The organism is Lachnoclostridium sp. An169 (assembly GCF_002160525.1).
GTDB classification, from domain to species: Bacteria; Bacillota; Clostridia; order Lachnospirales; family Lachnospiraceae; genus Mediterraneibacter; species Mediterraneibacter cottocaccae.
On sequence record NZ_NFKT01000005.1, the window covers coordinates 16,766 to 37,813 of the forward strand.

At 51.2% G+C, this 21,048-nt stretch carries 22 protein-coding genes and 1 pseudogene; 8 read left to right on the forward strand and 15 right to left on the reverse strand.

All coding sequences use genetic code 11. The annotated features are described in order from the left end of the window. Nucleotides 1-3 precede the first annotated feature (3 nt). The 9 genes from B5F07_RS05200 to B5F07_RS05240 form a co-directional block, all read right to left on the reverse strand. Nucleotides 4-1,623 (reverse strand): bifunctional diguanylate cyclase/phosphodiesterase, encoded by a 1,620-nt coding sequence (locus B5F07_RS05200; protein ID WP_087160223.1) that lies wholly within the window; start codon nt 1,621-1,623, stop codon nt 4-6. Nucleotides 1,624-1,852: 229 nt separating this feature from the next. Further along, nucleotides 1,853-2,269 carry an ATP synthase F1 subunit epsilon gene (gene atpC, locus B5F07_RS05205; RefSeq protein WP_087160224.1) on the reverse strand — a complete coding sequence of 139 codons (417 nt, stop codon included), beginning with the start codon at nt 2,267-2,269 and terminating at the stop codon, nt 1,853-1,855. 15 nt (nt 2,270-2,284) lie between these two features. Further along, nucleotides 2,285-3,691 (reverse strand): F0F1 ATP synthase subunit beta, encoded by a 1,407-nt coding sequence (atpD, locus tag B5F07_RS05210; protein WP_087160355.1) that lies wholly within the window; start codon nt 3,689-3,691, stop codon nt 2,285-2,287. Nucleotides 3,692-3,735: 44 nt separating this feature from the next. Further along, nucleotides 3,736-4,626 carry an ATP synthase F1 subunit gamma gene (gene atpG, locus B5F07_RS05215; RefSeq protein ID WP_087160225.1) on the reverse strand — a complete coding sequence of 297 codons (891 nt, stop codon included), beginning with the start codon at nt 4,624-4,626 and terminating at the stop codon, nt 3,736-3,738. A 4-nt stretch (nt 4,627-4,630) separates the two neighbouring features. Then, nucleotides 4,631-6,136, reverse strand: coding sequence for a F0F1 ATP synthase subunit alpha (atpA, locus tag B5F07_RS05220; RefSeq protein ID WP_191403964.1), 1,506 nt, complete (start codon nt 6,134-6,136; stop codon nt 4,631-4,633). A 5-nt stretch (nt 6,137-6,141) separates the two neighbouring features. Then, nucleotides 6,142-6,678, reverse strand: coding sequence for an ATP synthase F1 subunit delta (atpH, locus tag B5F07_RS05225; RefSeq protein WP_087160227.1), 537 nt, complete (start codon nt 6,676-6,678; stop codon nt 6,142-6,144). Continuing rightward, a complete protein-coding gene (gene atpF / locus B5F07_RS05230) occupies nt 6,659-7,150 on the reverse strand; it encodes a F0F1 ATP synthase subunit B (RefSeq protein WP_087160228.1) in 492 nt (163 codons plus the stop codon). The genes atpH and atpF overlap by 20 nt, the downstream gene beginning before the upstream one ends. A 42-nt stretch (nt 7,151-7,192) precedes the next feature. Further along, entirely contained in the window at nt 7,193-7,417 is a 225-nt protein-coding gene (gene atpE, locus B5F07_RS05235) for an ATP synthase F0 subunit C (RefSeq protein WP_087160229.1), read from the reverse strand. Nucleotides 7,418-7,460: 43 nt separating this feature from the next. Next, complete coding sequence (locus tag B5F07_RS05240; protein ID WP_087160230.1) at nt 7,461-8,120, reverse strand: F0F1 ATP synthase subunit A; 660 nt, start codon at nt 8,118-8,120, stop codon at nt 7,461-7,463. Between the two features lie 524 nt (nt 8,121-8,644). Here B5F07_RS05240 and B5F07_RS23660 point away from each other — a divergent pair. Further along, nucleotides 8,645-9,361: pseudogene (locus tag B5F07_RS23660) on the forward strand (TMEM164 family acyltransferase); the annotation flags it as partial. Here B5F07_RS23660 and B5F07_RS05255 read toward each other — a convergent pair. Next, complete coding sequence (locus tag B5F07_RS05255; protein WP_242972439.1) at nt 9,329-10,300, reverse strand: hypothetical protein; 972 nt, start codon at nt 10,298-10,300, stop codon at nt 9,329-9,331. The pseudogene B5F07_RS23660 and the gene B5F07_RS05255 sit on opposite strands and share 33 nt — an antisense overlap. 47 nt (nt 10,301-10,347) lie before the next feature. Between B5F07_RS05255 and B5F07_RS05260 the strand changes: the two genes are divergently transcribed. Next, nucleotides 10,348-10,902 carry a M48 family metallopeptidase gene (locus B5F07_RS05260; RefSeq protein ID WP_087160233.1) on the forward strand — a complete coding sequence of 185 codons (555 nt, stop codon included), beginning with the start codon at nt 10,348-10,350 and terminating at the stop codon, nt 10,900-10,902. Nucleotides 10,903-10,937: 35 nt separating this feature from the next. On the opposite strand, the gene B5F07_RS05265 is transcribed toward B5F07_RS05260, so the two are convergent. The 4 genes from B5F07_RS05265 to B5F07_RS05280 all read right to left on the reverse strand — a co-directional run bounded on the left by B5F07_RS05265 (nt 10,938) and on the right by B5F07_RS05280 (nt 14,658). Further along, on the reverse strand, nt 10,938-11,534 hold the full coding sequence (locus B5F07_RS05265) for a Maf family protein (RefSeq protein ID WP_087160234.1): 597 nt from the start codon (nt 11,532-11,534) through the stop codon (nt 10,938-10,940). A gap of 105 nt (nt 11,535-11,639) precedes the next feature. Continuing rightward, nucleotides 11,640-12,923: an amidohydrolase gene (locus B5F07_RS05270; protein ID WP_087160235.1), complete on the reverse strand. Its 1,284-nt coding sequence runs from the start codon at nt 12,921-12,923 to the stop codon at nt 11,640-11,642. 78 nt (nt 12,924-13,001) lie between these two features. Further along, nucleotides 13,002-13,604 carry a DUF6661 family protein gene (locus B5F07_RS05275; RefSeq protein WP_087160236.1) on the reverse strand — a complete coding sequence of 201 codons (603 nt, stop codon included), beginning with the start codon at nt 13,602-13,604 and terminating at the stop codon, nt 13,002-13,004. Beyond that, nucleotides 13,594-14,658: an AAA family ATPase gene (locus B5F07_RS05280; protein ID WP_087160237.1), complete on the reverse strand. Its 1,065-nt coding sequence runs from the start codon at nt 14,656-14,658 to the stop codon at nt 13,594-13,596. The genes B5F07_RS05275 and B5F07_RS05280 overlap by 11 nt, the downstream gene beginning before the upstream one ends. A gap of 311 nt (nt 14,659-14,969) precedes the next feature. Between B5F07_RS05280 and B5F07_RS05285 the strand changes: the two genes are divergently transcribed. From B5F07_RS05285 to B5F07_RS05310, 6 genes are read left to right on the forward strand one after another with little or no spacing between them, the layout of a single operon-like run. Next, a complete protein-coding gene (locus B5F07_RS05285) occupies nt 14,970-16,634 on the forward strand; it encodes a propanediol/glycerol family dehydratase large subunit (protein ID WP_087160238.1) in 1,665 nt (554 codons plus the stop codon). A 16-nt stretch (nt 16,635-16,650) separates the two neighbouring features. Then, the gene (locus B5F07_RS05290) at nt 16,651-17,367 is read left to right on the forward strand and encodes a propanediol/glycerol family dehydratase medium subunit (RefSeq protein WP_087160239.1); all 717 of its coding nucleotides are present in this window, start codon (nt 16,651-16,653) and stop codon (nt 17,365-17,367) included. Between the two features lie 3 nt (nt 17,368-17,370). After that, a complete protein-coding gene (locus B5F07_RS05295) occupies nt 17,371-17,763 on the forward strand; it encodes a diol dehydratase small subunit (RefSeq protein WP_087160240.1) in 393 nt (130 codons plus the stop codon). Further along, nucleotides 17,760-19,577: a diol dehydratase reactivase subunit alpha gene (locus B5F07_RS05300; protein WP_087160241.1), complete on the forward strand. Its 1,818-nt coding sequence runs from the start codon at nt 17,760-17,762 to the stop codon at nt 19,575-19,577. The genes B5F07_RS05295 and B5F07_RS05300 overlap by 4 nt, the downstream gene beginning before the upstream one ends. Beyond that, nucleotides 19,574-19,918, forward strand: a complete 345-nt coding sequence (locus tag B5F07_RS05305; protein WP_087160242.1) for a glycerol dehydratase reactivase beta/small subunit family protein — start codon at nt 19,574-19,576, stop codon at nt 19,916-19,918. Before B5F07_RS05300 ends, B5F07_RS05305 begins: the two co-directional genes overlap by 4 nt. After that, a complete protein-coding gene (locus B5F07_RS05310; RefSeq protein ID WP_087160243.1) occupies nt 19,915-20,478 on the forward strand; it encodes a cob(I)yrinic acid a,c-diamide adenosyltransferase in 564 nt (187 codons plus the stop codon). The genes B5F07_RS05305 and B5F07_RS05310 overlap by 4 nt, the downstream gene beginning before the upstream one ends. A 7-nt stretch (nt 20,479-20,485) precedes the next feature. Here the strand turns inward: B5F07_RS05310 and B5F07_RS05315 are convergent, their stop codons facing one another. After that, nucleotides 20,486-21,019: a hypothetical protein gene (locus B5F07_RS05315; protein WP_087160244.1), complete on the reverse strand. Its 534-nt coding sequence runs from the start codon at nt 21,017-21,019 to the stop codon at nt 20,486-20,488. Nucleotides 21,020-21,048 lie beyond the last annotated feature (29 nt).

A 21,048-nucleotide genomic window follows, 5' to 3' on the forward strand; every position in this document is an offset into this window, starting at 1 on the left:
CCGTCACCCTTTCATATAACGCACTTCGAACGTCTCAATGGTGATCGGCTTGTTAAAGAGCGCGCCCTGGGCGTAGTCACAGCCCAGTTCCTTGAGGACATTGAGCTGATCCTGGGTCTCCACGCCTGCCGCCTGCACATAGGCTCCCAGCTGTCTGCAGATATCGATGACAGCCTTGGCAACGATCTGGCTTCTGGTGTTTCCCACAATATTCGTGATCAGGCTCTTGTCAATCTTAAGCCCGTCAAACTCCATCAATGAAAGAATGGAGAAACTGGAATCCTTCGCCCCGAAATGATCCAGTACAACTCTCACATTTCCTTTTCTGATCTTGCTGCTCGTCTCAGCCAGCATCTCCTGATTCATGTCGCCGCTTGACTCTGATACTTCCACCTCAAGATATTCGCAGAATACATGATACTTCTCGATGAGGAAAAGCATCTTGTCCGCAATGCTCTCCTGACGCAGTGTGGCTCCCGCAAAATTCACGGAGATCGGAATCATCGGCATGCCTTCCACTTCCCATCTGTGAAGGGTACGGCAGACTTCCTCGAACACATAGAGATCCAGATAGTGGGAAAGCCTTGTTTCCTCCAGAAGATTGATATATCTTCCCGGATTCACGATTCCCAGATCCTTGTGGTGGTAGCGCACTACCGCCTCAGCCCCTGCCACATTTCCTGTCTGCACATCGATCTTCGGCACCAGACAGACAATAAAATTGCCGTGTTCAATATCGTCCAGCAGATCCTGTTTGATAATCGGCTCGTGATGGCCTTTCTTCAGGTTCTTGTAATATTTCTTCTTCTCCTCCCGCATCATGTTCTCTGCGGTAGATACCAGATTATCCACCCGGATGTCCACTTTCTGCCACGCATATCCGAGGGAGGCCAGTCCCAGGCTGATATTGTCCAGTTTTGTATGCGCCGCATGGACCTGTTTTGTAAAGTCTTCGTATGTCTCGTTCTCCACAAGGACGAGATATTCGTCACCTGTCAGCCGGTACACGGAGCCGCTGTGAAAATATTCCCCCAGCACCTCTCCGATCCGGATGACAACCTCATCCCCGTACTCCCTGCCGAACTCCTTGTTGAAATTCTTCAGGCCGTTGATATCCAGTGAAAGCGCTCCAAGAGATTTCAGTTCATCCTGCTTTACGTTATCCAGATAGTCCATCAGGCTGTTCCGGTTCAGCAGACCGGTCAGGTCATCGTGATAGCTGAGATATTCCTGCTGCTTCTGCAGCTTCTGCAGGGAAATGGCCTGTGGAATATACGGGAGCAGGGCGCGCATAAACTCAATGGCACAGCCGCCCCGGTGAACTCCCACCACGGCAAGAATAGCCGTCGTATCGCCGTCAAGCTGCTGAAAGACACTGTAGCTGTCCGCTGTCGTATCGGTAATCTCCTGACGCATCCATCTGGGCTGCTGATCCTCCGGAAGAAGCTTGATCTTGTCCCGCTGCCACGGAATATTCTCGGCGCACCACTCATAGATCGTCTCGATATCTCCCTGTTCCTTTTCAATATAGTAAACGTACTCTGAATCGTAGTAGTCCCGGACGGCGCTGAGCACGTCGTTCATGATCTCCACGAGAGAACGCGGTTTATAACTGTCGCTCATGAAACTCTCTCCCCATTAATATTCAAAGTAAAATAGACATACTTATTGTAGTATAGACAAACCCAAAAAGCAACCGGGAAAGTTATTTTTCCCACAGACGGGCTGAGGAATAGACAGGAAAGGATCAGACGTGCTGATTCCCGGACGGCGGGGCCGTCCGCGGATCGGCAGTTCTGATCCTGTGTATGTTAATGTCCTGCTGTTGTTTTTCTGTTCTAAACGGCTTCTTTTATAAGTTCCACTTTTTATCCTGTGCAAGCTTTAAGCGGTTCATTGCTCTGGCGAGGGATGCCTGGGTGTGGTAATACTCCTGGATGCTCTGTTTCTGGCGCATCTGTTCTTCCGCGCGCTCTCGCTGTTCTTCTGCACGCCGCACATCGATGTCTTCCGGGCGCTCCGCAGTGTCCACCAGAAGGGTGACACGGTTGTTGACAATTTCCACGAATCCCGTGCCGACTGCAACTTCCTGCCATTTGCCCTCCTCGATCTCCATCCGGGCGATCCCGACCGCAATGGCGATGATCATGTTCTCATGGTTCGGGAGGATTCCCTTCTCGCCGTCCGGTGCCGGAATCACAAGATTGCGGCACCGTCCCTCATAAAAAACTTTATCGCTTGCAATGATCTTAAGACCAAAGGTATCCATATGCATGCACTCCTATTACTCAGCTGCGGACTCTGCCGCCTCTGCTTTCGCCTTGGCGATCACATCGTCGATGGTTCCCACGTTGAAGAATGCGGACTCCGGATAGTCGTCCATCTCTCCGTTGATAATCATCTTGAATCCGCGGATCGTCTCTTTGAGCGGCACGTATTTTCCGGGAGTTCCCGTGAATGTCTCTGCCACGAAGAACGGCTGGGAGAGGAATCTCTGGATCTTTCTCGCCCGCATTACGGTCGCCTTGTCCTCATCGGAAAGCTCTTCCATACCGAGGATGGCGATGATATCCTGAAGCTCTTTATATTTCTGAAGAATGGCGATCACTTTATTCGCCACCTCATAGTGCTCTTCCCCTACAACGTCCGCCTCAAGGATACGGGAACTGGACTCCAGCGGATCAACCGCCGGGTAGATCCCCTGCTCCACGATCTTTCTGGAAAGAACCGTGGTGGCATCCAGATGCGCGAATGTTGTCGCGGGCGCCGGGTCTGTCAGGTCGTCCGCAGGCACGTAAACTGCCTGGACACTGGTGACGGATCCGTTCTTTGTAGAAGCGATACGCTCCTGCAGCTCGCCCATCTCTGTCGCCAGAGTCGGCTGATAACCAACCGCCGAAGGCATACGTCCCAGCAGTGCGGACACCTCGGAACCTGCCTGTGTGAAACGGAAAATATTATCGATAAAGAGAAGCACGTTCTGGTGCTGTTCGTCACGGAAATACTCCGCCATGGTCAGACCGGTCTCCGCCACACGCATACGCGCTCCGGGGGGCTCGTTCATCTGTCCGAACACCAGGGCTGTCTTCTCCAGAACTCCGGATTCCTTCATCTCGGACCAGAGGTCGTTTCCTTCACGGGAACGCTCTCCTACTCCGGTGAAAATGGAGTATCCGCCGTGCTCTGTGGCAATGTTGCGGATCAGCTCCTGGATAAGCACTGTCTTTCCTACTCCGGCGCCGCCGAACAGACCGATCTTACCGCCCTTTGCATAGGGAGCCAGGAGGTCGATAACCTTGATTCCCGTCTCCAGGATCTCTACGACCGGGCTCTGGTCTTCAAATGACGGCGGCTGTCTGTGGATGACCCATTTTTCTCCGTCTGTAATCGGCTCACCGTCGTCGATCGTCTCGCCGAGCACGTTGAACAGTCTTCCCAGTGTCTGCTCACCAACCGGTACTTTGATGCCCGCTCCCGTTGCCGTGACTTCCATATCTTTGCAAAGCCCCTCGCTGGCAGCCAGCATCAGACAGCGCACCTCATTGTTTCCGAGGTGCTGCGCGACCTCCATGATGCATTTCTTGCCGTTATTTTCCACTTCAAGAGCATCTTTGATATAAGGAAGGTCGCCGTCTTCAAAAACTACGTCAACGACAGGTCCCATGACCTGTACAATTCGTCCTTTATTCATACTCATTTCTCGCTTTCTTCCAAGTCGCCAGAAAACCATTCTGACTATTTCTTCTGCTGCTGCGCTCTCGCACCGCTGCACACTTCCGTAATCTCCTGTGTAATGGCAGCCTGTCTCGCACGGTTGTACACAACAGACAGCTCCTTGATCAGATCCTGCGCGCTGTCTGTGGCTGACTTCATCGCCATCATACGGGCGTTGTGCTCGCTGGCATACGCCTCCACAAGGCAGCCGTATATCATACCTGTGATGTAGTTGGGAATGATGCTCTCCAGAACTGCCTCCGCGGAAGGATACAGCTCGATTGCCTCCCTGTGTACATTGAGCGGCATCTTCATCTCGTTGAAGGCGCTCCGCTCAAGGGGAAGGAGCTTCAGCACTTCCGCGTCCGCCTGGACAGAATTCTCCATCCGGGTGTATACGATATAAATCTCGTCAAGCTCCCCTTTTTCAAACTGCTCCAGAAGCACGGCAGAGATATCTCTTGCACGGTGCATCGTCGGCTTCTGGACGGTGTACTGGAAATTCGTATCTATGTCAACTCCGTGTTTGGAGAAATAATGCCTTCCCAGCTCTCCTACCACAAAGAGTTTATGGATTCCCGGCTTTGCCAGAATCTCTTCCTCCAGCTTCACAATATTGTGGTTGTAGGCTCCGGCAAGACCCTTGTCCGCCGTAACGACAATCGAACCGATCCTTCTCTCATCCTGGGGGATCTTCTCCCGCACATCAAAGAAACGGTGCTCCAGTTCCGGCAGATGTCTCAGGATTCGGGATATCTCGCCCTGAAGCGCATAGAAATAAGGTTCTGTGTCAGACAGCTTCTTTCTCGCCTGTGTCATCTTCGAGGAGGAGATCATATACATCGCATTGGTAATCTTCATCGTGTCTTTCACACTGTTGATACGGCTCTGTATCTCTCTGATATTTGCCATACTGTCACCTGCTCTTCTTGAATTCCTTGGCTGTCTCCACGATCTTTTCAATCAGTTCGTCAGACAGAACCTTCTTCTCCTCAATCTCCTGCCCGATCTCCGGGTGTACAGAATCAAAATAGGTAAGCATATCCATCTGGAACTGCTTGATCTGCGCCTTCTCAACTCCGAGCAGCACCTTGTGGGTTGCCGCGCAGAGCGTAATCACTTTCTCATGCAGGCTTAAAGGATGATAAAGCGGCTGTTTCAGCAGCTCCATCAGACCGCTTCCGTATTCCAGCTGTTCCTTTGTCGCAGCGTCAAGGTCGGAACTGAACTGTGTGAACACTTCCATCTCCCTGTACTGCGCCAGGTCGATACGGATACTTCCGGACGCCTTCTTCATCGCCTTCGTCTGGGCAGCGCCGCCCACACGGGACACGGAAAGTCCGACATTGACAGCCGGTCTCATTCCGGAAGCGAAAAGTCCGCTTTCCAGGAAGATCTGTCCGTCTGTAATGGAAATCACGTTGGTCGGAATGTACGCGGAAACATCGCCTGCCTGGGTCTCGATGATCGGCAGCGCCGTAATGGAACCGCCGCCCTTCTCCTCGCTCAGACGGCTTGATCTCTCCAGCAGTCTTGAATGAAGATAGAATACGTCTCCCGGATAAGCCTCACGTCCCGGGGAACGTCCCAGCAGAAGGGAGAGCGCACGGTATGCCACCGCATGTTTGGACAGATCGTCGTACACGATCAGCGCATCCTTTCCCTGGTACATAAAATATTCTGCCATAGCTGTACCCGCATAAGGCGCAATGTACTGAAGCGGAGCACAGTCGCTGGCTGTCGAGGATACCACGATGGTGTAATCCATCGCACCGTGGCTCTGAAGTGTATTTACAACTTTTGCAACCGTTGAAGCCTTCTGGCCGATTGCCACGTAGACACAGATGACATCCTTGCCTTTCTGGTTGAGGATCGTATCCATGGCGATGGATGTCTTTCCCGTCTGGCGGTCGCCGATGATCAGCTCACGCTGTCCGCGGCCGATCGGGAACATCGCGTCGATGGAGAGGATTCCCGTCTCAAGCGGAACACTGACGGATTTTCTGTCGATAATTCCGGGTGCCTCCTGCTCGATGGCACGGTAATCATCCGCCTTGATCTCTCCTTTTCCATCGATGGGCTCGCCGAGGGCGTTCACAACTCTTCCGATGTAGCCGTCCCCTACCGGAACGCCTGCCCTTTTTCCTGTACGTGATACTTTCGTCCCCTCCCGGATCTCTGTATCGCTTCCAAAGAGGATACAGCCGATCTCATCTTTACGGATATCCTGAACCATACCTTTCAGACCGGTATCGAATGTGACGATCTCTCCGTACATGGCGTGATCAATCCCGTAAATCGTGGCGATTCCATCGCCTACTGCAACGACAGTTCCCACTTCACTGTCCTTGCTCATATTATCAAAATTTTCTATCTCTTCTTTGAGGATAGAAATAATCTCATCTGCATTGATTGAACTCACCTTGTTCACCTCCGGGTTAATGTTTGTTCTAATCTGTTCAGGCGTCCTTTCATGCTCCAGTCATACTCGTCGCTCCCCACACGGAGTACAAATCCGCCGAGAAGCCCTTCGTCATGCTGTATCTCGATCAGCGCCTGGTCGGCGTCGTATTTTTTGCGAAGGAACGCCTCCATCCCTCTGCGCTGTTCCTCTGTGGGAGGCACAGTGCAGGTCAGTACAGCATTCAGAACTTTATTCTGTTCGTCGCAGTACCTGTCGTATGCGGAAAAAATATCCGTTATGAGATCCATTCTCTGATATTTGCACACGATCTTAAGAAAATTCCTTATCTCATCAGGAAATACCTTGTCAATCACACTCAGTTTCTTTCTTAGGGAAACCGTAGGGTTCACAAAAATATCATGAAGCTGCGGCACCTCTTCAAACATCTTTCTGGCAGTCTCGACCGCCTCTCTCGAAATCCGCAGATCATACAGTACCCTGGCATATCTCACTGCCGCCGAAGGGCAGTACAGCCGGCCGCTATCTGTCTGTGTCTTCATCTGTTTCACCTACTTCTTTCAGAAACTGTGCGTAAACGTCCTGATCCTCTGCCTTTCCGCCGACAATCTTCGCAGCGGAAGCCACAGCAAGCCCTGCGATCTGTGACTGGAGTTCCTTCATCGTGTTCTCTCTCCCCACGCGGACACTCTCCTTCGCAGACTCGATGATGCTTCCGGCCTTCTCGCCTGCCTCGCCGACGATTCTGTCATACTCGGATTTTGCCTGGGAGCGCGCCTTCTCGATAATGGCAACAGATTCCTGTTTTGCCCCGTTTAAGGCTTCCTCGTATTCCTTCTTCATCTTCATCGCGTCATCCTGGGCGTCCTGCGCGTTTTTCAGGCCGCTCTCGATGAGAGCTTTCCGCTTTTCCATAATGTTCGTCACCGGCCCGATCAGGAAATGTCTCAGCAAAAGGAAGAGAACAATAAGGTTTATCATCTCCAGCACAAAGTTAAAATTAAACTGCAGCACCTTTCACACCCGCCTTTCCTGTCATTTTCATTTCCATATATATTACTGTAAGAAGAAAATGATCAGAAGGCCGATGATAAATCCGTAGATAGCGGTTGCCTCTGCCAGCGCACATCCGAGAATCAGAGTCTTGCTGATCTTGCCCTCAGCCTCAGGCTGTCTTGCAATTGCCTCTGTAGCCTTTGCCGTTGCAACTCCGATACCGATTCCTGCTCCAATACCTGTGAAAACTGCGATTCCTGCTCCGATTGCAATAAGTGTTTCCATAATATAAATTCTCCTTTTCTTTTTGTCAAATTTCTTACTGAATTTACTCCATCTCTTCGTTCATGAACAGTGCCGTCAGGAATACGAACACATATGCCTGAAGCAGTCCGTCGAAGATATCAAAGTAGAAGCTCACCGGGATCGGAACCAGAAGCGGTACCACCGTCTTAATCAGTTCCATTACCACGAATCCGGCAAGCATGTTTCCAAAAAGTCGCATACACAGCGACAGCGGTCTGATCACAACCTCCAGTATCATGATCGGAGCCACAACCGGAACCGGCTGGGCAAAATGTTTTATCCAGTGTTTCATTCCGTTCCTGTGGATACCCGAATACTCGATCAGACACATGCTCATAATCGCAAGGGCTGCGGTAACATTGAGGTCCTTTGTGGGAGGCTTGAATCCGATCAGCGGAGCGATCGTATTGGAAGCCGCGAGAAAGAGAAGTACAGTAATCAGATAAGGAATATATCTTCTGTTTTCTTTCCCGATGATCCCTTCAAAGAAATCCTGAGCCCACCCCAGACCTGCTTCCAGTGCAAGCTGCACTTTTCCGGGATTCTCAACTTTCAGGTTGCGGACCAGTATGATTGAGGCAATGACCAGCACAGCCATAATGATCCATGTTACAACTACAGATTCTGAAATCCCGCCCAGAACCGGAAGGGTGAAGACTGTCTCACAGTTCAGCTCTTCCATCAAAATATCTGTCAGATTTCCCGTATTGCTCCCTCCTTTTTCTTAAGTTTTTCCGGATCCGACCAGAAAACGGTGCCGAGGGGAATTTTGGCATAAAAAAAAGAGTTGTTCCCCTTTGAACCCCCTGATCTTATCCTGCTTTTCTTATGAAGTTCTCTCCCGTTCTGTCCCGGAAGAAGGCTTTCACTTCTCCGAAAAGTTGCCTAAATATTACGCCCAAATTTCCGGTTTGTCAACATTTTTGTCCGACGCGGAAACTTACGGCTTTCCCGGCTTTTTTTCTTTCAATTTGTCTTTTTTTTCTTCCTCTTTCCGCCTGCTTTTTATCTAAAATTTCTCTATCTTTTTTATAAATTTTTTATTTTTTCCATTCCCAACTGTAATTTTTCGCCATATATTTTCTGATATTTTTCTGATATTTTGTGTGACATATACATAAGAATGTAGATTTTTTAACAATTCTGGCGGAACTATTTACAAGAAAAATACTCCATCCGGCATTTCTGTCGTCTTTCCTTTTAATTTTGACTTTTTGCGGTATAATATTTACAGTAAAAAATCCGGGACCGGTCCTGCATGCCTGCATTCCCGCGCATTTCCCGGATCAGGAGGTGTTTTTCATCATGCCGCATAACATCCGCCGTCAGCATCTTAACGGGCAGCCCGACAGGGTCTTTTTTCTGTGCGGAATCCTCATGCTCTGCAGCGAGGCAGCCAAGCAGCTAGTCCTGACTTTTGTCCTGGGAAACGGGTATTACAACTGGTGGTATTTTCCGTTCCAGCTCTGCAGCATCCCCATGTACATCCTGCTCCTGCTGCCATGGATCCGCCGTCCAGGCATGCGCCGCACGCTTTTGTGCTTTCTCATGTGCTACTCCCTGCTGGGCGGCATCGCCGTGTTCGCCGATACAAGCGGCCTGCACTACCCCATTGCCATTCTGACTTTCCACTCCTACACATGGCATATCGTGCTGATTCTTCTGGGGCTGTTTTCCGGTGCAGTCTTTTTCCGTTCGTCTCTTTCCGGGAACAGCGCGCATATCCCCGTCCGGAATCTGCTGCACCCCTTTGCCGGGAGCACAGCCCTGTATCTTCTCTGCTGCGCCGCGGCAGAGTGCCTTAACCTGTCTCTGGACCGTTTCGGCACGATCAATATGTTCTACATCAACCCCGATTACCGGATGCAGCAGGTCGTATTCCGGGATATTTCAATGCTCATCGGCAACCGGCCCTGCATCGCTCTGTACATCTGCGCCACTGTTCTGGGAGCTTTTCTTCTGCTTCTTGTCTGGTTCCTTCTCTTTCGCCTCTTCCCGCGCTTCTTCCGCCGCCTGGATATACTCCTCCGCAATTCGTAGGAAGTCCCGGTCTCTCTGCTTCCTGCGTGGGACGAGCCTTGCGACAATGCCGCCCTTTCCGCGGTTCTTCACATAGAAAAAGCCGATGACGGAGAAGACAAGCGCACCGATAAAATTGACGATGAGATCTTCCATCGTGTCAATCAGACCGATATCCAGATAACCTCCAAGCCCGAGTTCCTGCCCGTTTACCGCCGTCTCTGTTATGCCGCGTATCGTGAAAGGCACATTGCGTCCTTCCGGATTCAGCATTACCGAGCTTATGGTGTGAATCACGGTATCTTTCTGCATGTCAAATCCACCGATCTGATCCATGCCGAACTCGAAGAATTCCCAGATCACGCCGATCGTCATGGAGAAACAGAACGCCACGATCGCCATGAAAAGCGGCGACAGGCTGAAAACAGTTCTCTCGCTGCGGTTTAAGAGATCTACCAGGGAGAAGCCGATGGCAGCCGCCAGAAACCCGTTCATCGTATGCAGCACCGTATCCCAGAATGGAAACATCAGATAGAACTCGCTGATCTCCCCCAGGATTTCCGCCGCAAAAATAAATACGAGGATAATGATCTCCAGAACCGTCGGCAGTTCTACCTTAAAGGTAATCTGCACCAGGCTGGGGATTACAAGCAGAAGCAGCGTAAGCGCGCAGAGGAATACATTTTCATAGTTTCTGTTCAGAAGCTGCAGGACCATCATCACGATCACCAGAATCCGCAGGATGAAATACACCATAAACGAACTCCTATGTTCCCGAAGCTCCATATGCAGGGCTGCTCCCAGATTTTTAAACCAGTGTTTTTTCTTTTTATTCTCTTTCATCATTTCTCCTATCGTGGTAAACTGTATCCCATGTGAGGTGAACAGTTATGAAGCATCCTTTTTCATTCGATATTACATACAGCCGCCGGAAAACCGTGGCGGTACAGATTACTTCCGATGGGAAGGTAAAAGTACGCGCACCTTACGGCTGTCCCCGTTCCTTTATCGATTCCTTCCTCTTTCAGAAGGAACGCTGGATTCTCTCCCATATGGAGAGAGCCCGCCGAAGCGCCGCCTCTCCGCGCCGTCCCCTGCCGGACTCCGAGCGGAAACGGTACATGGAGACCGCCAGGGACATTTTCACGCAGAAGACTGCCTACTATGCCCGCATTATGGGTGTCACATACGGGCGCATCACCATCCGGGAACAGAAAACCCGCTGGGGAAGCTGTTCGGCCGCCGGGAACCTCAATTTCAACTGGCGGCTCATCCTGGCGCCGGAACCGGTCCTGGACTATGTGGTTGTCCATGAACTTGCCCACCGCCGGGAGATGAACCACTCCAAGGCATTCTACGATGTGGTGGAATCCGTCCTCCCCGACTATAAAGAGGCCCGGAAATGGCTCCGTCAGAACGGAGACTCCCTGTGGAGCGCCGTTTAGCGTTCCCACGTATGCGGAAATGCCGCGCACCGATTTCAGGATGCCGTCTGCTTCAGGACCTGGTAAATATAAGACACCGGCAATCCTACCACATTATAATAGTCCCCGTCAATCCGGTCTATAAAAGCGGCAAATGCTCCCTGGATTCCATAGGCTCCCGCCTTGTCCATCGGCTCGCCTGTGTCCACGTATCCGCGTATCTCCGCTTCATCCATGCCATGCACATACACTTTCGTCCGTACAGCGTGGCTGAATACCGTCTTTTTCCCCGCACCGTCAAATGCCAGCACCGCCACTCCGGTGTACACATCGTGGTCACGTCCCTGCAGGGAACCCAGCATCCTGCAGGCGTCCGCCTCATCTTTCGGTTTTCCCAGGATTGCGCCGTCCAGCACAACCACTGTATCCGCACCGATCACGGTCAGACCTGCAGGGGATGACTCCGTTTCCAAGAGCTCCTCCAGGACATTCTCCGCTTTTGCAAGGGCGAGTTCCTTCACAATCTCCTCCGGCACGCTGCTGTGATAGATCTCCTCACGGCTGCTGACCCGGATTTCAAATTTCACGCCGATCTGCTCCAAAAGTTCCCTGCGTCTCGGAGACGCAGAGGCAAGTATGATTCGTTTTTTCATTTCGTTTCTCCCTCGTATAACAAGCTTCCATTCTTTGCTCAGCCGATAAGTTTTCATTCCCTATCCGGCCAATAAGCTTCCTTTCGGTATCCGGCTGACAGGCTTTCATTTCATATCCGGCTCTCCCCGGAACTCTCTCCATGCCGCAATAAGGATCTCAGGCTCTGTCACCAGACGGTAAGCGCCCTCTGCCATGCACGCCGCCGCATACAGCATGCCCTTTTCCCCGATGCTCATCCCCGCCTGGGCTGCCGCCGCCCAGTGATGCAGGGGCGTGCCTTTGCACATAGCAGCTGCACTCAGCATGATCGTGGGAACCGTGTGGCTGACGTCGGACACATCCGTCCCGATGGAGAGGGGAACCGGTTTCTCTTCCAGAGGCTCCAGTCCGCCGAAATACTGTCCACCGTTTTCCAGTCCCGCCTCTTCTGACACTTCCGCCGCAAAACGGATCTCTTCCTCTGTATAGGAGGGAAGCTCCACCTGCTCCATGGCTTCATAGAAAGTCTCCGCCAGAACGCGGTTCACTTTCATTTCCTTATTACACGTGACCCGTTCAATCTCCACCCGGGTCCCGGTCATGAGCGCCGCGCCCCTGGCGCAGTTGTCCACGCGCTCAGATGCGTCCGCTGTGCGCTCCCACTTTGAAGAACGGATAAAATAATTGGTCGCCGCAAAAGCAGGTACAATATTGGCGGGACCGTCCGTATTTGTATAGGTATAGTGCATCCGCACATCATCTGCCACATGTTCCCGCAGGTAGTTGACTCCCACGTTCATCAGCTCTGCCGCATCCAGGGCGCTTCGCCCCATCTCCGGATGCTTCGACGCATGAGCCGCAGTCCCGTAGAACCGGTAATTCTTGATATCCTGTGCCTGCCAGATATCGTAGCTCACCCGGTTCCGGTCAAAGGGATGCCAGGTAACTGCGGCGTCAAGATCATTGAAAACGCCCGCCTCATTCATGCGGATCTTTCCGATCACCGTCTCCTCCGCCGGGCAGCCGTATACCCGGATCGTCCCGGTCAGTTTTTCTTCTTCCATCTGTGATTTCAGCTCACATGCTGCCCCGGCACAGGCAGTGCCGAGAAGGTTGTGCCCGCAGGCATGCCCTGCTCCGTCAAGAGGCTTCCTCGTAGAGGCCGGCTCCTGCCCCATCCCCGGCAGGGCGTCATACTCAGCTAGAAACCCGATCACCGGCTTTCCCTGCCCCCACTCTGCCACAAACGCCGTCTCAAATCCCGCAAGATTCCACTTCACCGCAAATCCTTCTTCTTCCAGAAAATGCGCCAACGCCCGCGAAGACTCCCTCTCCTGCTCCGAGATCTCCGGATGCCGGAAAATATAGTCCGCCGTTTCTCTCATCTTCTCTATAAACTTTTCCTTCATAATAGAATCTTTTACTCCTATATTCTCATTTGCATCTTCATCGTTCTATCCACCGCCAATAATAGCAAGCGTTCAGTCTCAACTTACAATTTGAAATATTTCGGAATCATATGTATCGGAATCAACCACAGATACCCTGCAATTTATCCATTGAAGCTTTTTCTTCATACTATCCTGTAATGCTTTCATAATCATCTTTTTTGACCTTGTTGTGCTTCCAAAATCACCTTCCAGAAACAAGATCACATATTTCTTTTTTGAAAAATCTGAAAAAGTATTCTTTGATAAAAAATGAATGCATTCTTTAAATTCAGCCAGGCATTCCTTCGTGTCTCCAAAGGATTTTGCTCCTACCAACGCAGCTATTGTCATCGCCGTTTTCTGTGCCACTTCAATATCCAGACTGTCTCTTCCTTCCACATTCACGGAAGTGTGTACTGTATTGCGTTTTTGGTTATCCGGGGCAATTCTCCACCGGCAGTTTCCTTCATCACCGGTACAATTTTTTACTTCTATAAATGCAATCTTATCTTTCGCAACAGAAATAAAATCAACACCTTTCGATTCTGGCAATTTATTAAAATAATCTCGATAAAATTTTGTATCATCAAATTTTATCACTGTATCATTCTCGGGAAACTGAAACTTTAATCCGCTTTCTTCCTTGATATTAGTCTCCATAAATAATCCTCTGTTCTCTATCATACATCGCATCAAATTCCTGCATAATTGCATTATGTTCCAAATCGGATGCCGAATTTCTCATCTCGTACTGAATGTCACGTGTCTTTTCATCCCTGAATAGTGAAACAAACCGAATATCCATTTTTTTAGGATTTAACTCCGGATAAACAGCAATCATATTAAATTCCTGCTGAATAAAATAATCATGTGTTGAAACAAAAATCTGCACACCCATCTGGGCTAATGCAATCATCGCCTGTACAATCGGACGAATCATTTTAGGATTCATATTCGTTTCCGGTTCATCCCAGAATAAAATGGTATTCTTATTAATACTTCCGGAAAGAATCATATAGATGATCATTGACAACTTTCTGTATCCATCAGAAAGCAGTCCCATCTCAAATTCACCTTCCCCTTTTATCTTGAAATAAAATTTCTTGTTCTTCTGGATAATCTGTCCTTTCATGATGTCTTCCAGATTATTCAGCACCTGATTTTGTTCCGTTGTGTTAGGGCCTTTCGAAAGCGGTCGATCCAAAAGTTTTGCAAGATCATAGTACATTTCTTCAAAATCTATATGGTACTCGTCGTATAATGACACAAAATGTTCTACCGTAGAAATCATTTCTTTTGTAGGAATATAAATAACCTCATATTTCTCCATTTTCCCATCTTGCTCTATGAAAACATCCGCATGGTTTTCCTGTCTGTTTCCAAATCCAACCGTAATTTTTTGTTTTTTCTCCAACTCAACGGAAAACTCTGTCCGATTGCTTCCCTGCTTACGGCTTACCAGTCTGCCGATTTTCATTTCATCCGGACGGAATATGCCTTGAATTTTCTTAACCAGAAGCTGTTCTGCCATCTCTTTTGTCAGATTATCTGAACTGCCATTACTAAAGGGTTTTATCAACGAATACATCACTTTCAAAAGTGTCGTCTTCCCTGTACTGTTTTCACCACAGATAATATTGATATTATCCGACCAATTTATTTCAGCATTCTCAAAAGCCATAAAATTATTTAATACTAACTTTTTGATTTTCATGTCTACCGGTCACCTCATTTCCTCTACTTCAGTTTTCCACCAAATCCATTTTTAATGCCTTTTATCCTTCCTGACGTGCTGCCATAATCCATAATATTGTACCACACTATATTTTCTTCTTCAACGATCCAAGTTTGTGGTTTTATGTGGTTTTCATTTTATTCATTTGTGGTTTTTTGTCAGATTTCTTCATTATAATATTGCCATTCTCCTGTGTTTATAGTATAATCAGACCTAAAGATGCCCGATTCTGCGACATCGGGACAGACATTCAACATTCGTAATTTATTTCCGTAAGGAGAACAGCCATTATGAAAAGATCAAAACGTATTGAGACACTGGACAGGCGCCCGGTAAACCTGGACGGCTTCATCAATGAATGGCCGGAGATGGGGTTTGTCGCAATGAGCAGCCCCTATGATCCGAAGCCTTCTGTGCGCGTGGAAGACGGAAAGATCGTGGAACTGGACGGGAAACAGAGGGAAGATTTCGACTTTATCGACCAGTTTATCGCCGACTATGCCATCAACATCGACCGCACTGTGGAATCCATGGCAGTGCCGTCTCTTGACATTGCCCGCATGATCGTGGACATCAACGTATCCAGAAAAGAGATCCTGAGACTGATCTCAGGGATCACTCCGGCGAAGATGACGGAAGTCATGAACCATCTGAACGTGGTGGAACTGATGATGGGCATGCAGAAGATCCGCGCCAGACGCAAACCGGGCAACCAGGCGCATATCACCAACCTGAAGGACGACCCGGTGCAGATCGCCGCAGACGCCGCGGAAGGTGCTCTGAGAGGATTTGCAGAGGAAGAGACAACCATGGGTGTGGCACGGTACGCGCCGTTAAGCGCCATGGCTCTTCTGATCGGTTCCCAGGCAGGACGCCCGGGTGTGCTGACCCAGTGTTCCGCTGAGGAAGCCACAGAACTTGAACTCGGCATCCGCGGACTGACCACATACGCAGAGACACTCTCTGTATACGGCACAGAGAAGGTATTTATCGACGGAGATGACACGCCGTACTCCAAGGCGTTCTTAAACTCCGCCTATGCATCCCGCGGGCTGAAAGTCCGCTTCACATCCGGCTCCGGCTCGGAGGTGCTGATGGGAAGCAGCGAGAAGAAATCCATGCTCTACCTGGAGTGCCGCTGTCTCTTCGTGACAAAGGGCGCGGGAAGCCAGGGCATCCAGAACGGTTCCGTGAGCTGCATCGGCGTGACCGGTTCAGTTCCGGCAGGCATCCGCGAAGTACTGGCGGAAAACCTGGTAGCTGCTCTCCTCGGTCTGGAGTGCGCATCTTCCAACGACCAGAGTTTCTCGAACTCGGATATGCGGCGTACTGCCCGGACCATGCTGGAGTTCCTTCCGGGAACGGATTTCATCTTCTCGGGATATGCGGCAGAACCGAACTACGACAACATGTTCGCGGGGTCCAACTTCGACGCCGAGGACTTTGACGATTACAATGTACTCCAGAGAGATATGCAGGTGGACGGAGGACTGCGCCCCGTGACAGAGGAAGAAGTCATCCGTGTCCGCAACAAGGCTGCCCGCGCGGTTCAGGCCGTATTCCGCAGTCTGGGGCTCTCCCCGGTGACGGACGAGCAGGTGGAGGCAGTGACTTACGCCCACGGCAGCAAGGACACTCCGTCCCGTGATGTAACCGCAGACCTGGCAGCCGCAGAGGATGTACTGAAGCGGGGCATCACCGGTATCGATGTAGTGAAAGCTCTGGCCGAGACCGGATTTGAGGATATTGCATCCAGCGTCCTCAACATGCTCCGCCAGAGAGTGGCAGGCGACTACATGCAGACCGCCGCCATTCTGGACAGGGATTTCCACGTGCTCTCCGGTGTCAACACTCCCAACGACTACATGGGCCCCGGAACGGGCTACCGCGTGGACGGCGAGCGATGGGAAGAGATCAAAAAGATCCCGCACATTATCAACCCGAAGGATATGTAGAGAGGAGGAAACGTTTATGCAGATCAGTGAAGAATTAATCCGTCAGATCACCAGTGCAGTTATCAGCCAGATGTCACAGGCAGGCGCTTCCTCAGAATCAGGCAGCACCGCAGGAACCGGCGATGTTTCAGGTTCCTGGAGCACATCCGCCGGCGAAGTTCCGTCCATGGCAGGCAGAGAACGGATCAATGAAGAAAAGACATCCTACGCAGATTATCCCCGCGCAAAACAGGGAACCGACCCGAAGGAAGTCGTCATCGGCGTGGGCGCGGCATTTCAGAGAGAGATTAAAAAGACCATATGCGGAATCCCCCTGGATGAGGTTCTTCGCAATGTGAAGGCAGGCATCGAGGAGGAGGGAATGATTCCCAGAGTCGTCAAGATTCTGGACACTTCCGACGTATGTTTCATGGCCCTGGAGGCGGCAAAACTCTCCGGTTCCGGCATCGGCGTGGGCATCCAGTCCAAGGGAACCACGGTCATCCACCAGAGAGATCTGTACCCCCTCTCCAACCTGGAGCTTTTCCCCCAGGCGCCGCTTATGACCCTGGAGACTTACCGTCAGATCGGTCAGAACGCCGCCAAATATGTGAAGGGCGAGCAGGTCGTGCCGATCCCCAGTACCAATGACCCGATGTGCCGCCCGAAATATCAGGTAAAAGCGGCGCTTATGCACATCGCGGAGACAGAGCAGCTCGACCCCGAGGTCGGTGCAGTAGAATGGGAGGGATAGAGAATGCAGTACCCTTTGGCAGAACACGAAAAAGATAAGATCACATCAAAGACCGGGAAAAAGTTCACGGACATCACACTGGATGAGGTCATGAAGAACCATGTTTCCCCGGATGATATCAAAATATCAAAAGAAATCTTAAAAGCCCAGGGCCAGGTGGCTCTGGAAGCGGACAACGGCCCGATGGAGAAAAACTTCGAGCGCGCTGCCGAGCTTGTGGACGTTCCGGATGACGTCATTCTGAAAATGTATGACAAACTCCGCCCCAACCGCTCCACCAAGCTGGAACTTGTCATGATGGCCCAGGAGCTTCTGGAGAAGTACAACGCAAGGAACTGCGCCCGTCTTGTCATGGAAGCTGCCGAGGTATATGAAAAGAGAGGAATACTGCGTTGAGTTACATTGCCGGAGTTGATATCGGAAATTCTACAACCGAAGTATGCGTCGGAGAAGTGACCCCGGATGGGAATCTCACGTTTCTGACCACTGCTTCATGCCCTACCACAGGGACAAAGGGCACTATCGAGAACGTACACTCCGTAAAAAATGCCCTCCGCCTTGCAATGGACCGGATCGGACGGGATACTTCTGACATCGATCTGATCCGTCTCAACGAAGCGGCTCCCGTCATCGGCGACACTGCCATGGAGACGCTGACCGAGACGGTCATCACCGATTCCTCCATGATCGGGCACAACCCGTCCACTCCCGCCGGGGCAGGACAGGCTGTGGGGGAGATCCTGCTGATCGGAAAGCTCTCCCGGGCTGTGCCGGGAACCGACTACATCCTGGCGGCATCCGCAGAACATACTTACGAGGAAGTGGCTGCCACAGTAAACCAGAACCCGGATGTAAGCATCGTGGGGATCATCCTCCAGGCAGACGAGGCCGTGCTCGTGGAAAACCGTCTCACCCGCAAGGTGCCGGTGATCGACGAGGTGCGCCGGATCGACCGTCTCCCGGACGGAGTTCCCGCTGCCATCGAAGTCGCCCTGCCGGGTCAGACCATCCGCATGCTGTCCAATCCTTACGGCATCGCCACTCTGCTCAATCTGAACGCAGACGAGACACGGACGGTCACGCCCATTGCCAAAAGCCTCATCGGCAAGCGGAGTGCCGTAGTGCTCAAGACGCCGGGCGGGAACATTCACGAGAATATTCTTCCCGCCGGGGAGATTTATTTTTACGGAGACAGAAATATTACCGTCAGCCTGGATGAAGGAGCTGACAGGATCATGCAGGCCGAGACTGAAGCCGGAGATATCCGGGATATCAGCGGACAGCCTGACACTAATGTAGGAAATATGCTCTCCCGCATCCGCACGGGAATGAGCGAACTTGACAGAAGCGAACAGGCAGATGTGCGCATTACTGATATTCTGGCTGTGGATACTCTTGCCCCGGTTCTGATTTCCGGAGCACTTGCAGGGGAGACCTGTCTGGAAAAAGCTGTAGGCATCGCGGCCATGGTTCGCACTCAGAAGCTCCCCATGCAGGAGATCGCAGCCCGTCTCCATCAGGATCTGGAGACGGAAGTGAAAGTGGCCGGAGTGGAGGCTGTCATGGCGAGTCTGGGGGCGCTCACAACCCCCGGCACCAAGCTGCCCCTGGCCATCCTTGACATGGGCGGAGGCTCTACTGACGCAGCCGTCATTTCCGAAGAGGGGCGCGTCACTCTGACCCATCAGGCCGGAGCCGGGGAACTGGTCTCCATGCTGATCGAGACCGAACTGGGCCTTGGCGACCGCCATATCGCCGAGCAGATCAAACGCTATCCCCTGGCAAAAGTCGAGAGCCTCTTCCACATGCGCATGGAGAACGGACAGATGACCTTCGTGGACGAATCCATCGATCCCCGTTTCTTCGGAAGGGTCGTTCTCCTCACGGAAAACGGACTGATCCGCATCGAGCAGGAGATCCCCATGGAGAAGATCGTGCAGGTGCGCCGGGAGGCAAAGCGGAAAGTGTTCGTCACCAACGCCTTCCGGGCTCTCACAAAAGTCGCGCCGGATCATAATCTGCGGAATATTTCCACAGTCGTGCTCGTGGGAGGATCGGCGGAAGATTTCGAGATCCCGGAGATGCTGATGGAAGAATTTGCTGATTACCGCATCGTCTGCGGGAGAGGAAATATACGGGGAAGCGAAGGGCCGCGGAACGCAGTGGCGACCGGGCTTGTGCTTTCTTATATCGGGGAGCGGGTAATATGATTGTCAGGAGACCTTCGATATTTGTTTATACGCATGAAGCCGACCCGGATGTACTGCGGGAGGTTTGCGCAGGAATCGAGGAAGAAGGCGTTTTTTATGATGTCAGTGAATTTCCGGATGAGTGTATGGAGAAACTTGCCTTTAAGGCAGCCCGGGATTCTATGCTCGGCTCCGGGATCGGAATCTACGGCACTGCACTCTGCCTGAAGATGCGTGGACTGGAAAAGGGGCGCAATATCGAAAGTTACCTTGCCCCCACAAAGGAACAGTGCCGCAACGTGGGCTCCAACAGCGCCCGGGCCATCAAAAAACTGCCGTTTAAGGAGGTACACAGACCATGAAAATCTATACAAAAACCGGAGACAGAGGAACCACTTCTCTGGCAAACGGCATCAGCGTATCCAAGTCTGACGACCGCATTGAGCTCCTCGGCACCATCGATGAGCTGAACAGCCAGATCGGACTGGCGAAAGTCCTGGCAGAGCCTTCTCTGAAAGAGCAGCTCTCCCACATTCAGCGGAACCTCATGCAGATCATGGCAGGAGTCGCTGATCCGCGGAATCTGGACTACCGCTTCTCTGCCGATGAAACGGAAACTCTGGAGGAGGAGATCGACCGCGTGGAGCAGTCTTTCCCCCGCGTGAAAGATTTTGTTCTCTACGGAGGCTGTGAGAAATCCGCCCGTCTCGACGTTGCAAGGGCAGTCGCCCGCCGGGCTGAACGCCGTTTCCGCAAAGTGGAGCAGAATTACGGGGCAGACGCAAAAGCAATGCAGTATATCAACCGCCTGTCCGATTATCTGTATGTATGCGCAAGATATGCGGATTACCGGGTGGAGAACGGAAAAAGCGAGAAGATACAGGACCAGGTGGTCAGAAATATTATGAAGGAGCTGCACTGACTGCAAGTCAGCGCAGCTCCTCTCCATTTTCATCCAACAGAAAATACTCGGCCGAGTAAGAACCGTCCTGAATCTCATAAGCGACACAGATAACAGCCGGATGGTGATCGACCGCAAAGGTTTCTTCCCCCTCATCATCGCTCCATAGTATGGAACTTATCTTTTCATTTACACACAGAAATGTAATGATCTGCGTACCACCAGCAGCAAACCGGTAGTTCCATGCAAAGTCTGCTCTTGGCAGCATTTCTTCTGTGGTCACTGCCTCCTCCACTTCCGGGGACTGCGACATATTGATCTTTGCAACGCCATACTGATCCCCGCCGTATTCAAAGCCAACAATCCGGTACCCGCCGAAATCCTGTGCATCAAAAAACCGGATTTCTTCCTGGATTTCCTCCTCCTTGATATCAAGTTCGTCACAGATCTGCTCTTCAATCGATCCCGGTCTGGTTATATACCTGTAATAAATAAATCCGCTTATCAAAACAGCGGCACAGAGTATAAAGATGATCATCCATTTTAATTTTCTGCGAGACATTCATATCCCCCCTTCTATCCCCTTATCCG